The following is an 11,941-nucleotide window of genomic DNA, read 5'->3' as shown; positions in this document are numbered from 1 at the left end:
ACCGTGGCCTCCAGGACCCCTTCGACCGGCGCGTCCGCGCCGGCGTTGGGGCGGCCGGAGAGGGTGGTCGCCGGGATGGAGTGGATCGTGCAGCGGCCGAGCAGCTGACGCAGGGCGAGGGGCAGCTCGGCGGCGTCCAGGGCGGTGCGGGTGGCGAGGCCGAGGACCCGCGTAGGGGTGTCGACCAGGTCGTGGGCGTCGGCACGCTCGATCCAGGTGCTGTGGCCGCCGGCCCGGGAGACGGCCCGGGTGAGGTCGGCGGAGGGCAGTTCCTGCGGGGCGCGCAGCAGGAACTCGTCGACGGTACCGCCCTCGGGGAGCGGGTGCGTCTGGAGGGTCAGGATGTCGACGCTGCTGCGGGCGAGGGCGGTGCAGAGGGCGGCCAGGGAGCCCGGCTCGTCCCGTACGGTCGTGCGCATCCGCCACAGGGCGGTGCTGCTCGCGGTTGCCGTCGAGGTCGCCGTCGCGGTTGCCGTCGCGGGTGTGACGGAGCTTGTCGACGGGAGCGGCTCCGGATCGGTCGGGGCTGTGCTCGGCGGCGGGGGCGCATGGCTGTGGCGCCGGGCCCACCAGGTGTGGAAGGCGGCCGTCACCAGGAGCGTGACGGCCGAGGCCACCAGCAGGACCGGGCCCCTCGGGCCGTGTACGACGAGATTGGCGATGGCGTCGGCGACCGCGACGGCGCAGAACATCGCGGCGAGTTCGACGACGTCGCGGCGCCAGTGGTGACGGTGGGGACGGCGGGCGGAGGTGAGGTTACGGTCAGTCATGCACACCACTGTGGCGCAGGGGTGTTGCGTGATCACGAACGATCTGTGACCGACTGGTTAAGTGTCCATCTGGCCGATTACACCCGGTTTTCCGGGATATTTTCGGACCGCAGACCCGATGGGTCGAATTCTCACGCGGGATCCGGGATCCGGGAGCAGCCACTTCCGGGGGCGGCCCGAGCCCTGTGGCGTTACTGGCCCACGCGCCCGGGCTGGAGCGTCCGTGTGAAGAGTACGCCCCCTCCCTGGCGGCGCAGGCGCACCGTGAGCTCCCCGCTGCCGCCGTCGATGTCGACCTCACCGTAGTACGGCGGGTTCTCGGACGGTGACATGTTGGCGAAGGGGGCCGACTGCACGTAGGCCGTCTCCGGGCCGAAGGTGGAATCGAGCCGCCCGGCCGGGAAGCCGCCGGCGCCGATCGGGCCGGACACGAACTCCCAGAACGGCGCGAAGTCGGTGAAGGCCGCGCGCTCCGGCGCGTAGTGGTTCGCGGCGGTGTAGTGCACGTCGGCCGTGACCCAGAGGGTGCCCGTGATGCGCTGGTGCTTGATGTGCCGCAGGAGCTCGGCGATCTGGAGCTCGCGGCCCAGCGGAGCGCCCGGGTCGCCCTGAGCGACGGCCTCGAAGTTCGCGGCCCCGTCGGGGACGACGATGCCCAGCGGCATGTCGGCGGCGATGACCTTCCAGGTGGCGCGGGAGCGGGACAGCTCGCGCTTGACCCAGGCGAGCTGCTCGGGACCGAGAATGCCGAGGGGGTCCTCGGCCTGGGTGCCGGGGGAGTTGGCGTTCCGGTAGGTACGCATGTCGAGTACGAAGACGTCGAGCAGCGGGCCGTACCGCACCACCCGGTACATCCGGCCCTCGGCGTGGCCTCCGCGCAGGTCGGTGACGGGGAAGTATTCGCCGAAGGCCTGGCGGGCGCGGGCGGCGAGGGTGTCGGCCTCTTTGACGGTGTAGCGGGGGTCGTCGATGAGCTGGCCGGGGTACCAGTTGTTGCGCACCTCGTGGTCGTCCCACTGGGCGAGGACCGGGACCTGGGCGTTGAAGCCGAGCAGATTGCGATCGAGCAGGTTGTAGCGGAAGTTCCCGCGGAACTCGGCGAGTGTCTCGGCGACCTTCGCCTTCTCCTCGGTGGTGACGTTGCGCCAGAGGCTGCCGTCGAGCAGCGGCGCGGTGGCGTTGATCGGCCCGTCGGCGTAGATGGTGTCCCCGCTGAAGAGGAAGAAGTCGGGGTCGCGCAGCCGCATCTCCTCGAAGATGCGGTAGCCGCCGAGATCGGGGTTGATGCCCCAGCCCTGGCCCGCCAGGTCGCCGGACCACAGGAAGCGCACGTCGTGGCGGCGGGAGACGGGGGTGGTGCGGAAGGTGCCGTAAACCGGTGAGGAGCTGCGGCGGGGGTCGTCGGGGTCGGTCAGGACGACCCGGTAGTGGATCTGCCGGCCGGGCGGCAGGTCGCGCAGCACGGTGGTGCCGGTGAAATCGCTCGACGGACCGAGCAGCGGGCCGCGGTGGCGGCGTACGGCGTAGCGGAACGCCTCGCTCGGGGAGGTCTCGACGTACGTCCGCGCCAAGCGGTCGGAACGGGTCCAGACGGTGGCCGAGTAGGCCGTGATCTCGCCGGACTGGACGCCCCACAGCGCGCCCGGCCGGCCGGAGCGGGCGAAGGCGGGGACGGCGAGCGCCGGGGCGGCGATCAGCGCGGAGGACAGGGCGAGGGAACCGCCGATGAGGGACCGTCGGGTGTGCGGGATCGATGCCATCGGTACGTCTCCTGGGGCCGGCGAGGACGGGTCGGACCAGCGTGCCGTCGCACACCGGCCCGGCCGCGTCGGCCATGCGAACCCCGGATGAACAGCCGTCAGCCGCTCATTCGTCACCTGTTCAGGTGTTCGGTCGAGCGAGTCGAGCGAGTCGATCCGGTCGATCCGGTCGACCCCGCGCCGCAAGCGCCTGCCCCGCCCGGCCCGGTTCTTCAGGCGGCCAGTAGCCGCGCGCTGCGGGCCGTGTCCAGCACCACCCGGGACACGAGCGCCGGATCGTCGTTCATCGGGACGTGGCCGCAGCCCGGGAGCCTGACCAGCCGGGCGCCGGGGACCGTGTGCTTGGCGCGGATGCCCTGGCGGCGCAGCAGCAGCCGGTCGCGGGTGCCCCAGGCGATGGTGACCGGCATGCCGGGTACGTCGTCGGTGAAGCGTACGGAGCCGCCCGCGGCCAGCGTGTCCTCGAATCCGGTGGCATCGCGCAGGGCGAGGGTCTCGGCGACGACCGCCTCGGCCGGGCGGCGGGACGGGCGGGCGTAGATGGTGCCGGTGAGTGCGGCGCGGCCGGCGGCGGTGCGCGAGAGCCCCCGGACGGCGGGCAGGGGCAGGGCCCTGGCACCGGCGCGCATTGCGAGGAGGGTGGCGAAGGCGTAGCGGCGCTCCGCCTCGGTCCAGAACCCGGCGGGAGAGAGCGCGGTGACGGAGCGGACGAGGTTGCTGCGGCCCATTTCGAGGGCGAGCAGACCGCCGAGCGAATTGCCCGCGACGTGCGGGCGCTCGACACCGAGGGCCGTGCAGAGCGCCCCGAGGGCGGGAGCCACGGTCCCCAGGGAATACGGAACCCCCCGGGGCAGGGGCTCGGAGGCGCCGAAGCCGGGCAGGTCGACGGCGATCACGTCGTACTCGGCGGCCAGGATGTCGATCACCGGGTGCCAGGCCTGGAGGTGATGGCCGATGCCGTGCAGCAGGAGAAGGGGTTCGCCGGCGCCTTTGCGTTCGTAGGCGACGGTGGTGGGGCGGGGGCCGAGCGGCGAATCGATCGTGAAGGAGACCGTGGCGGTCATGCTGCTCCTCGTCGGTTGGACGCGTGCGAGACAGGATGTCAGTAGTGCCTACCGCCATGATTACCGTCCGGTAGCCCTTGACTACAAGCCCTTCGCGCCTGCGAGAACATCCCATGAACGGCTTGATACGTATGCCCGTTCTGCCCGGCAAAGGGATGAGCATTGGTCTTGACCAAGGGGGTGCGCCGTCCTATCGTCGCAGGGATAGTGCAGGAACCTTTAATAAACAAAGGCGCGGAACTGCCGCTGGAAACACACGGCGAGTGCAGCGATGGCAGGAGGAGTCAGGGTGGGGACCACGCAGCTCGAAACGGCACCGGAGCCGAAGTACTGGCACCTCAAGACCGTCCTCAGCGAGGCGCTCGACCACGACTTCGCCGTCGGCGAGGTACTGCCCAACGAGCGTGACCTGGCCGCCCGTTTCGGTGTCGCCCGCGCGACGCTGCGTCAGGCGCTGGAGCAGCTGGAGCTCGAAGGCCGGCTGCAGCGCCGTCGTGGTGTGGGCACCACCGTCGCCCCGCCCCGCGTCGGCGTCGCCGTGGGCAGCGCGCAGCACAGTTGGCCCGGCGAGAGCGTCGACGGCTGGGAGCCGGTGGACGCGGCCGAGACCCTGCCGACGGCCGCAGTGCTGAAACTCCTCGGCGCCGGTGGCGCCTTCGCCGCCGACCAGCCGGTGCACACGGTGCGCCGGACCCGGGTCACGCATGGTCAGGCCGTCGCCGCCGAACTGCTCTACGTCCCCGCCGCGTCGGTGCCCGGCCTCCCCGCCATCGAGGCCCCGGCCGGCCCGGCCCGCGCCCGCGCCGTCCTGCGCGAACTGCAGCGTCTCGTGCTCGACGGGCAGGACCGCTCGGTGGAGCTCGGTTCCGCCCGCGCCGACGACGCCAAGGAGCTGGACCGGCTGCCCGGCGCCCCGGTGCTCCTGGTCACCACCCGCTACTTCACCACCGCGGGCACGGCGGCGGTCTCCGTGGCCACCTACCGCGCGGACACCTGCCGCCTCACCTTCGGCGACTCGGGCAACGTCGAGATCACCCATGAGCCGCGCGTCGCCTCCTGACACGCCCCTGTTCGCAGCTTCTCGCGCACAGCGGTGTCAGCGCGCCGGCCGCGGCGATCAGCAGGGTGACCGGCCGGGCGATGCCGGCTGCGCCGGCCACCGGGCCGCGCCGGCCACCGGGCCGCGCCTCCGTTCGAGCCGGGTCGGTGTCGGCGCCTGGGCCGGTGCGGGGGCCCTTTGGACCGAGGCCGGCGCCACGCTCCGGGGTGCCCGTCGGCAGCTCCCGCACCTGGTCGACGGGAGAGCGCCCGCCGTCCGTCGCAGTGGTCCGATGCCCCGATCGTGGACGCGGCGGCGCTCGTACGGTTCCGGCGCGGCGGGCGGAGCGCGACGAACCCGCTGTACTTCTCGCGGTCGAGGGTGTTCCGCCAGTAGGGCTTCCCGGACGCCGGGCCGTGGGACATTCCGCAACGAAGACGCTCAGGTCCGGGGCCTGAGGGGCCTCGGCGCAGGGCAACGGATCCCACCACCCGGCCCCGCCGACTTCTCGGCCGCTGTTGCCGCGCCTCCGTGGCCGGATAGGCGCCCTGACAAGGAGGGCGCGGGCTGTGGTCAGCTTTCTCCCGGCCCGTGGCACCGGCAACTCGTACCCCTGGGACACTCCGGCCTGCCGCGGCGCCGCCCGCACGCACCCGAAGAGCCAGGAGGTAAACCACGTGCCCAGCATCATCCGATCGGTGGCGGTCACCGCAGCCATCGCCACACTCCTCGCCACCGCTCTCACCGGAACTGCTGGTGCGGACGCCGGCGGTGCGCATGCCGTCCTGGACCGAACCGGGCCCCGGACCGTGCACTGGACCGTTCAGGAACACGGCGCGACGGCTCGGGCGCCGCAGCGATTACTGAACCAACCCGTGCGGATCACCAACGACTTCGCCAAGCGCCCCACCACGCAGTGCCTTGACGTGGACGCGAACGGCGGGGGTAACGGCACGGTCGTCCAGATCTGGCAGTGCAACGGTTCCACCCAGCAGCGGTGGTACCTCTGGAACAACGGGGCGCTGGAGAGCTACCGCTTCCCCGGCAACTGTCTGGACGCCGACCTCAACGGCGGTGGCCGCAACGGCACCAAGGTGCAGATCTGGGACTGCAACAACACCCCGCAGCAGAGCTGGTCCCACCCGTCCGGCGACCGTGCGATCTACAACGCCCGCTTCTACGGCGGCGGCAACATCGTCATGGACCGAGACGCGAACGTCGTGGGCAACGGAGCCCGTGTCCAGCTGTGGCAGAAGAACTTCCAGTCGCAGCAGTGGTGGGACGTCTGGACCGACTGACCGGATCCGGCCGCGGTGATCATCCTCGGGTTGACGGATGACGACGGGGAGCCCGAGGAGGCAGTGCCGGACCGTACCTACGTCCACGCCCACGTCCGGGGGAGGGTGTCGGAGGGTCAGCGGCGGGCCGTGACCGTCTTCTCCACCGCGAACAGCTCCTCCTCGACGTGGTCCAGAGCGAGTCGCAGTGCGCCGGTCGCCACCGCGGCCTCGCCGAGCATCGACTGGGCCACCCTCGGCGGGCGCAGGCAGTAGCGCTCCAGCTCCTGGCGGAGGGGCTCCAGCACTCCGTCCAGGCCGGCCGCCCAGCCGCCGACGACCACCAGCTCCGGATCCATCGCCAGGACCAGCGCCGCCACGTCGTGCACCAGCCGCTGCAGGAACCGCTCCACGGCGGCCACCGCCCGCTCGTCGCCCCGTTGGGCCATGGCGAAGACCTCGGCGACGGCAGGCTCGTCCAGCGGATGCAGCGGCTCACCGGTGGTCGACAGCAACCGCTCGGGCGTGACCTCGCGGCCCAGCAGGTGCAGGGCGCCGATCTCGCCGGCCGCTCCACCGAAGCCCCGGTGCAGCCTGCCGCCGATCAGCGAGCCGGCGCCGGGGCTGAGCCCGGCCATCACGAACACCATGTCGCCGGTGTCCCGCGCGGCACCCTTCCAGTGCTCGGCGACGGCTGCCGCGTTGGCATCGTTCTCCACCTGCACCGGGCAGCGGAACGAGCGCCGCAGCCGTTCGCCCAGCGGCAGCCCCGTCCAGCCCGGCAGCGCGGTGCCCAGGCGGACGGTGCCGTCCGCCTCCACGATCCCGGGGCTGCCGACGCCCACCGCTCGCAGCGAGTCCCGTGGCACCCCGGCGCGGCGCAGCAGATCGGCGACGGCCGCCCGTACCTTCTCCAGCCGCTCATCGGCGGACGCCGTCTCCGCCACGTCCTTGGTACCGGCACCGATGACACGGCCGTCGAGCCCGGACAGCAGCACCGCGATCCGGTGCGAGCCGATCTCGATGCCCAGCAGATGCCCCGCCTCGGTCCGGAAACGGAACCGCCTGGCCGGGCGGCCCTGCCGCCGCGCGCCCTCCTCCGCTTCCGCCTCGACGACGAGCCCGGTGGCGATCAACCCCTCCACGACACCCTCGACGGTCGGCCGGGAGAGCCCGGTCAGCCGTGTGAGGTCGGTGAGGGTCGGCGATCCGGCCGTCCGCAGTGCGCGCAGCACCACGGCGGAATTGATCCGCCGGAGCAGAGAGGGGTCCCCGCCGGTCAGCTGCCCCAACGTGTGTCCTCCCAGGTAGCGAGCTTGTCAGCCGGATCGTACTGCCCGCCCGGTGTGTCGGCGAGAAGCAGCCCCCCATCGGCCGGAAGCAGGCCTTCCCTCATGCGGGGGAGACGAACCCCGACTCGTACGCCGTGATCACCGCCTGGGTCCGGTCCCGTGCCCCCAGTTTCGCCAGGATCGCGCTGACGTGGGACTTGACCGTCTCCGTGCCGATGATCAGCTCTGCGGCGATTTCCACGTTGGTGAGCCCCCGGGCCATCAGCCGCAGGACCGCCTCCTCCCGCTCGGTCAGGGCCGCCCGCTCCAGCACCGCCCGGGCCTGCCGGTTCCCGTACTCGGCGGCCAGGGCCCGCACCGCCGCCGGGAAGAGCAGTGTCTCGCCCTCCGCCACCAGCCGTACGGCGTGCACGATCTCAGAAGGCCGGGCGCGCTTCAGCAGGAACCCGTCCGCCCCTGCTCGAAGCGCCTGGTAGACGTACTCGTCGTTCTCGAAGGTGGTCACCACGAGAATCTTCGGCGGGGAGTCCACCGTCCGCAGCACCGCACGGGTCGCCTCGATCCCGTCGAGGAGCGGCATCCGCACGTCCATCGCCACCACATGCGGCCGCAACTGCCGGACCAGGGGGATCACGGAGGCCCCGTCGGCCGCCTCACCCACCACTTCGATGTCAGGCTGGGCGTCCAGAACGGCGCGCAGACCCGCACGCACCAGGGGCTCGTCGTCGACGAGCAGTACGGTAACCGGCATCCGGTCAGCGTATTCGCTCCAGCGGCAGCCGGGCGCGCACTCTCCAACCCCCCTCGTACGGACCGGTCTCGGCCTCCCCTCCGAGCAGCGCGGCCCGCTCCCGGATCCCGCGCAGCCCGCTGCCGCCGCCGACCGTGACTCCGGGGCGTGCCGGCAGGGGGTTCGTCACCTCCAAGTCCAGCCGGTCCGCGGTCATCTCCACCCGCACGCGCACCGGCACGGAGCCGCAATGGCGCAGTACGTTGGTCAGCGCCTCCTGCAGGATCCGGTAACCCTCCCGGGTGACCCGATCCGGCAACTTCTCCAGTGGCCCTGCCATTTGCGCCTCCACGGCGGCCCCGGAGGCCCGGGCCGACTCCAGGAGCCGGTCGGCCTCCGCCAGCGTCGGCCACTGCGACGGCGGCTGTCCCGACTCCCGCAGCACCCCCAGCACGCGCTCCAGATCCTCCAGCGCGGCCCGGCCCGTCTCCTCGATCGCGCACAGTGCCCGATCGGTGAACACGGGATCACCCGCGGCGCGAGCCGCCCCCGCCTGGACGACGGCCACGGTGAGCGCGTGCCCGATGGAGTCGTGCAGTTCGCGCGCGATACGGGTGCGCTCCAGCAGCTGCTCCGTGCGGGCCTCCAGCACGGTCAGCCGCTCGGCGGCGGACGGGCTGAGCAGGCGGGTGGCGGCCGCGGTGATCAACTCGCCGAGCAGCGCCATGATGGCTATGAGGACGACCAACGGCACGGGCACCAGCAGTGCGGCGGCCCAGCGCCCGGGCACGAACGGCAGGAAGAGGTCCGGACCCGGGGAACGCCCGATCGCTATCGCGACGAGCTCCACGGCCATCGCCGACAGCCAGACCGTGGCGCCGACCGCACCGACCGCCATGACCATCCGCGTCTCCAGCCACAACACGGTGCGCCAGCGATCCCCCCAGTGGGCGGACGGAGCGAGGCTTATGGCGCTGTCGGAGGAATCGCGTTCGTACGGGGTGAGCAGGAACCGAGCCTGAAGACCTTCCGCCAGTCGCACCCAGGGCACCAGCCCGAACGGCAGGACGAGCAGCAGAGGCACCCAGGGCCACCGGGGCATGATGAACATCCATACCGCCAACAGCAGCAGCGGCACGCAGAGGTGCAACCAGCGTGAATACGTCACTGGTTGGAACGGGGCCCGCAGCAGTCGGTTCATGACTCCATGGTGGCAGCGCCCCGTTGGCGGCCGTCTCCCCCACGTGGGGGAGACGCCACCCTCGCATGGGGGAGGGAAGGGGGCGGGGACGACGGCGAGTCTTGAGCCATGAACAACATCGAGATCCGAGAACTCACCAAGCGATACGGCACCCACCGTGCGGTGGACGGCCTCACCTTCGATGTCCTGCCCGGGCGAGTCACCGGATTCCTGGGCCCCAACGGCGCGGGGAAGTCCACCACGATGCGCCTGCTCCTGGGCCTGGACCGGCCCACATCCGGCACGGCCACCATCGGCGGCCGGCGCTACCTCGACCTGCCGGACCCACTGCACCGGGTCGGCGCCCTCCTGGACGCCCAGGCGGCCCACGGCGGGCGCACCGCCCGCGACCACCTCCGCATGCTCGCCGCGGTCGGCCGTGTCCCCCCGAGCCGGGTGGAGGAGGTCCTGGAGCAGGCCGGCATAGCCTCCGTCGGCGGGCGGCGGATCAAGTCCTTCTCACTCGGCATGCGTCAGCGCCTCGGTATCGCCGCCGCGTTGCTGGGCGACCCCGGAGTGCTCCTGCTGGACGAGCCCGCCAACGGCCTCGACCCCGAGGGCATCATCTGGATCCGCGAGCTGATGCGCTCTCTCGCCGCCGAAGGGCGCACCGTCCTGGTCTCCAGCCACCTGATGTCGGAGACCTCGGCGCTGGCCGACCACCTGGTCGTGCTGGGCAACGGCAAGCTGCTGGCCGACACCTCGATGGAGGAGTTCATCGACGCCCGCAGCGCCCCCAGGGTGCGGCTGCGCACCTCCGACCCGGTCCGGCTGCGGGCGGCGCTCGCCCGGGACGGCTTCGAGTTGGCCACCTCGGCCGACGGGCGATGGAGCGTCGAGGGCATACAGGCCGAGCAGCTCGGCAGCCTGGCCGCCCGTGAAGGGGTGCCCCTGCTGGAACTGTCCGACGCGCGCGCATCGCTCGAGCAGGCCTACCTCGACCTCACCGCCGATCACGCGCAGTTCACCGCGACCCACTGACCGACTGTCCGATCCCGCACTTTCAGGAGGCATCGCCATGAGCGCCGCTCTGCCCACAACCGCCGTACTGCACTCGGAATGGATCAAGATCCGGTCCCTCCGGGGCGCGTTCTGGTCACTGATATCCATCCTCATCGCCACGGTGGGCATCCAGGTGCTGACGGCCGCGGCACTGGGCGAGGCCGAGGAGGGCAGCCTGGGGGAGGACCCGCTCCTCGCGGCCTTCTACGGGCTCAACTTCGGCCAGATAGCCGCCATCGCCTTCGGCGCGACCGCCTTCTCCGCCGAGTTCCACAACGGAGCCCTGCGCACGAGCCTCACCGCCGTGCCCGACCGCACCCGGTTCTACCTGTCGAAGATCGCGGTGCTCGGGGCTCCCGCCCTCGTGGCCGGCCAGTTCGCCGGACTGCTGACCTTCGCGGCCGGCCAGGCGTTCAGGGGCGAGCGCGCCCTCGAACTGGGCGACCCGGGCACGGTGCGGGCTGTCGTCGGCTGCGGCCTCTACCTGACGCTCATGACGCTGTTCGCGGCCGGACTTACGGCGGTGCTGCGCAGCGGGGTGGCCGTTCTGAGCATTCTCATACCCTTCGTCGTCATGGTGTCCTTCATCGTCGGTTCGGCGGCTAGCGGGGTCGGGCAGTTCATGCCGGACCGGGCCGGACAGGAGATGATGCGCAGTCAGCCGTACGGCGACCTCGGCCCATGGGCCGGGCTGGGAGTGCTGGCGCTGTGGGCGGCGGTCGCGGTGCTGGGAGGCTGGCTGGCGGTGCGCCGCCGGGACGCCTGACGACGGGCCAGTTGTCAGTGGCCCTCGGGATACTGACGGTATGACCACGGCAGAGCACCTCGACACGATCGACCGGCTCCGGGCGAAGGAGTTCCCGCCCGAGCCGGTCCGGACCGGAGGAGACAGCAGCGGCCCGGGATTCCACCTGGTCCAGCTCGCCAGGACACAGGACTTCTGGGACGACGACGGCACGGGCCGGATCGAGGCGGCCGACCAGATAGGTGCCGAGTACGGGGCGCTCGCCCAGGCCGCGACCGACCGGTGGGGGGAGCCGCAGGTCTTCAGCGTGGGCACACTGAGAGACCGGGGTTTCGGCGGGGAGGAGATACCGCAGCCGTGGGGGGAGATCGGCACCAGCACCGACCACGTGCACCTGTGGCGGGTCGGAGGCCACTGGCTGGTGGCCTACGTGGCGCAGTGGGCCGGCGAGAATCCCTACCAGCTGATGGCAGGGGTCACGGTCACCGATCCGCCTTAACCGTCGGCGGCTTCTGCGGCTTCTGCGGCCGTGCGGAGGCGGGCGTACTCCTGGGCCATGGACTCGGCGGTCCAGTGGGCGTTGAGACCGCTCGGGTTGGGGAGAGCCCAGATGCGGGTGGTGCCGATGGTCCGCGCCTGGAGGCCGATCCGGGCCTTCCGGTCGCCGAAGGCGGTGCGGTAGGCCGTGACGCCCACCACCGCGAGCCACTGGGGGCGCAGCAGTTCCACCTTGGCCGTCAGGATGCGGCCCCCCTCGCGGAACTCCTCGGCGCTCAGCTCGTCGGCGCGGGCCGTGGCCCGGGCCACCACGTTGGTGATGCCGAGACGGTAGGTCAGCAGCTCTTCCTGTTCCGCGGGGGCCAAGCGGCGCGGGGTGAAGCCCGAGAGGTGCAGGACGGGCCAGAACCGGTTGCCTGGGCGGGCGAAGTGGTGGCCCGTCGCGGCGGAGAGGAGTCCGGGGTTGATCCCGCAGAAGAGCACACGCAGACCGCCCGCGACCACGTCCGGGAGGACCACGCGGC

The 11,941-nt window shown here is 71.9% G+C and carries 11 protein-coding genes and 1 pseudogene; 5 read left to right on the top strand and 7 right to left on the bottom strand.

What is annotated here, in order from left to right; translation table 11 throughout:
* The 3 genes and pseudogenes from ACWGIU_RS15400 to ACWGIU_RS15390 all read right to left on the bottom strand — a co-directional run.
* Positions 1–770: pseudogene (locus ACWGIU_RS15400) on the bottom strand (GNAT family N-acetyltransferase); the annotation flags it as partial.
* A 191-nt stretch (positions 771–961) separates the two neighbouring features.
* Positions 962–2,530: an alkaline phosphatase D family protein gene (locus ACWGIU_RS15395; RefSeq protein ID WP_453706012.1), complete on the bottom strand. Its 1,569-nt coding sequence runs from the start codon at positions 2,528–2,530 to the stop codon at positions 962–964.
* Positions 2,531–2,742: 212 nt separating this feature from the next.
* Entirely contained in the window at positions 2,743–3,594 is an 852-nt protein-coding gene (locus ACWGIU_RS15390) for an alpha/beta fold hydrolase (protein ID WP_453706010.1), read from the bottom strand.
* Between the two features lie 289 nt (positions 3,595–3,883).
* Here ACWGIU_RS15390 and ACWGIU_RS15385 point away from each other — a divergent pair, with 289 nt between their 5' ends.
* Together ACWGIU_RS15385 and ACWGIU_RS15380 are read left to right on the top strand one after the other, a co-directional pair.
* The gene (locus tag ACWGIU_RS15385) at positions 3,884–4,654 is read left to right on the top strand and encodes a GntR family transcriptional regulator (RefSeq protein ID WP_453706008.1); all 771 of its coding nucleotides are present in this window, start codon (positions 3,884–3,886) and stop codon (positions 4,652–4,654) included.
* A 656-nt stretch (positions 4,655–5,310) separates the two neighbouring features.
* Positions 5,311–5,931 carry an RICIN domain-containing protein gene (locus ACWGIU_RS15380; protein WP_453706006.1) on the top strand — a complete coding sequence of 207 codons (621 nt, stop codon included), beginning with the start codon at positions 5,311–5,313 and terminating at the stop codon, positions 5,929–5,931.
* Between the two features lie 116 nt (positions 5,932–6,047).
* Here the strand turns inward: ACWGIU_RS15380 and ACWGIU_RS15375 are convergent, their stop codons facing one another.
* The 3 genes from ACWGIU_RS15375 to ACWGIU_RS15365 all read right to left on the bottom strand — a co-directional run bounded on the left by ACWGIU_RS15375 (position 6,048) and on the right by ACWGIU_RS15365 (position 9,133).
* Positions 6,048–7,202: an ROK family transcriptional regulator gene (locus tag ACWGIU_RS15375; protein ID WP_453706004.1), complete on the bottom strand. Its 1,155-nt coding sequence runs from the start codon at positions 7,200–7,202 to the stop codon at positions 6,048–6,050.
* A gap of 100 nt (positions 7,203–7,302) precedes the next feature.
* Positions 7,303–7,953 carry a response regulator gene (locus ACWGIU_RS15370; protein WP_453706002.1) on the bottom strand — a complete coding sequence of 217 codons (651 nt, stop codon included), beginning with the start codon at positions 7,951–7,953 and terminating at the stop codon, positions 7,303–7,305.
* Positions 7,954–7,957: 4 nt separating this feature from the next.
* Positions 7,958–9,133 carry a sensor histidine kinase gene (locus tag ACWGIU_RS15365; protein ID WP_453706000.1) on the bottom strand — a complete coding sequence of 392 codons (1,176 nt, stop codon included), beginning with the start codon at positions 9,131–9,133 and terminating at the stop codon, positions 7,958–7,960.
* 108 nt (positions 9,134–9,241) lie between these two features.
* Here ACWGIU_RS15365 and ACWGIU_RS15360 point away from each other — a divergent pair, with 108 nt between their 5' ends.
* From ACWGIU_RS15360 to ACWGIU_RS15350, 3 genes are read left to right on the top strand one after another with little or no spacing between them, the layout of a single operon-like run.
* Positions 9,242–10,153, top strand: a complete 912-nt coding sequence (locus ACWGIU_RS15360; protein WP_453705998.1) for an ABC transporter ATP-binding protein — start codon at positions 9,242–9,244, stop codon at positions 10,151–10,153.
* Between the two features lie 37 nt (positions 10,154–10,190).
* Positions 10,191–10,940, top strand: coding sequence for an ABC transporter permease (locus tag ACWGIU_RS15355; RefSeq protein WP_453705996.1), 750 nt, complete (start codon positions 10,191–10,193; stop codon positions 10,938–10,940).
* Positions 10,941–10,980: 40 nt separating this feature from the next.
* A complete protein-coding gene (locus tag ACWGIU_RS15350) occupies positions 10,981–11,418 on the top strand; it encodes a hypothetical protein (protein WP_453705994.1) in 438 nt (145 codons plus the stop codon).
* On the opposite strand, the gene mug is transcribed toward ACWGIU_RS15350, so the two are convergent.
* Positions 11,415–11,921, bottom strand: a complete 507-nt coding sequence (gene mug, locus ACWGIU_RS15345; RefSeq protein ID WP_453706014.1) for a G/U mismatch-specific DNA glycosylase — start codon at positions 11,919–11,921, stop codon at positions 11,415–11,417. The two genes, ACWGIU_RS15350 and mug, sit on opposite strands and share 4 nt — an antisense overlap.
* Positions 11,922–11,941: the final 20 nt, after the last annotated feature.

It is taken from the genome of Streptomyces sp. NPDC054840, assembly GCF_053611065.1.
This window is presented reverse-complemented; position numbering and strand designations above follow the sequence as displayed.

Bases quoted from the DNA above. Each gene is read 5' to 3' on its own strand.
- ACWGIU_RS15360 (WP_453705998.1), top strand. From the start codon at position 9,242: ATGAACAACATCGAGATCCGAGAACTCACCAAGCGATACGGCACCCAC.
- ACWGIU_RS15365 (WP_453706000.1), bottom strand. From the start codon at position 9,133: ATGAACCGACTGCTGCGGGCCCCGTTCCAACCAGTGACGTATTCACGC.
- ACWGIU_RS15395 (WP_453706012.1), bottom strand. From the start codon at position 2,530: ATGGCATCGATCCCGCACACCCGACGGTCCCTCATCGGCGGTTCCCTC.
- ACWGIU_RS15390 (WP_453706010.1), bottom strand. From the start codon at position 3,594: ATGACCGCCACGGTCTCCTTCACGATCGATTCGCCGCTCGGCCCCCGC.
- ACWGIU_RS15370 (WP_453706002.1), bottom strand. From the start codon at position 7,953: ATGCCGGTTACCGTACTGCTCGTCGACGACGAGCCCCTGGTGCGTGCG.
- ACWGIU_RS15350 (WP_453705994.1), top strand. From the start codon at position 10,981: ATGACCACGGCAGAGCACCTCGACACGATCGACCGGCTCCGGGCGAAG.
- ACWGIU_RS15355 (WP_453705996.1), top strand. From the start codon at position 10,191: ATGAGCGCCGCTCTGCCCACAACCGCCGTACTGCACTCGGAATGGATC.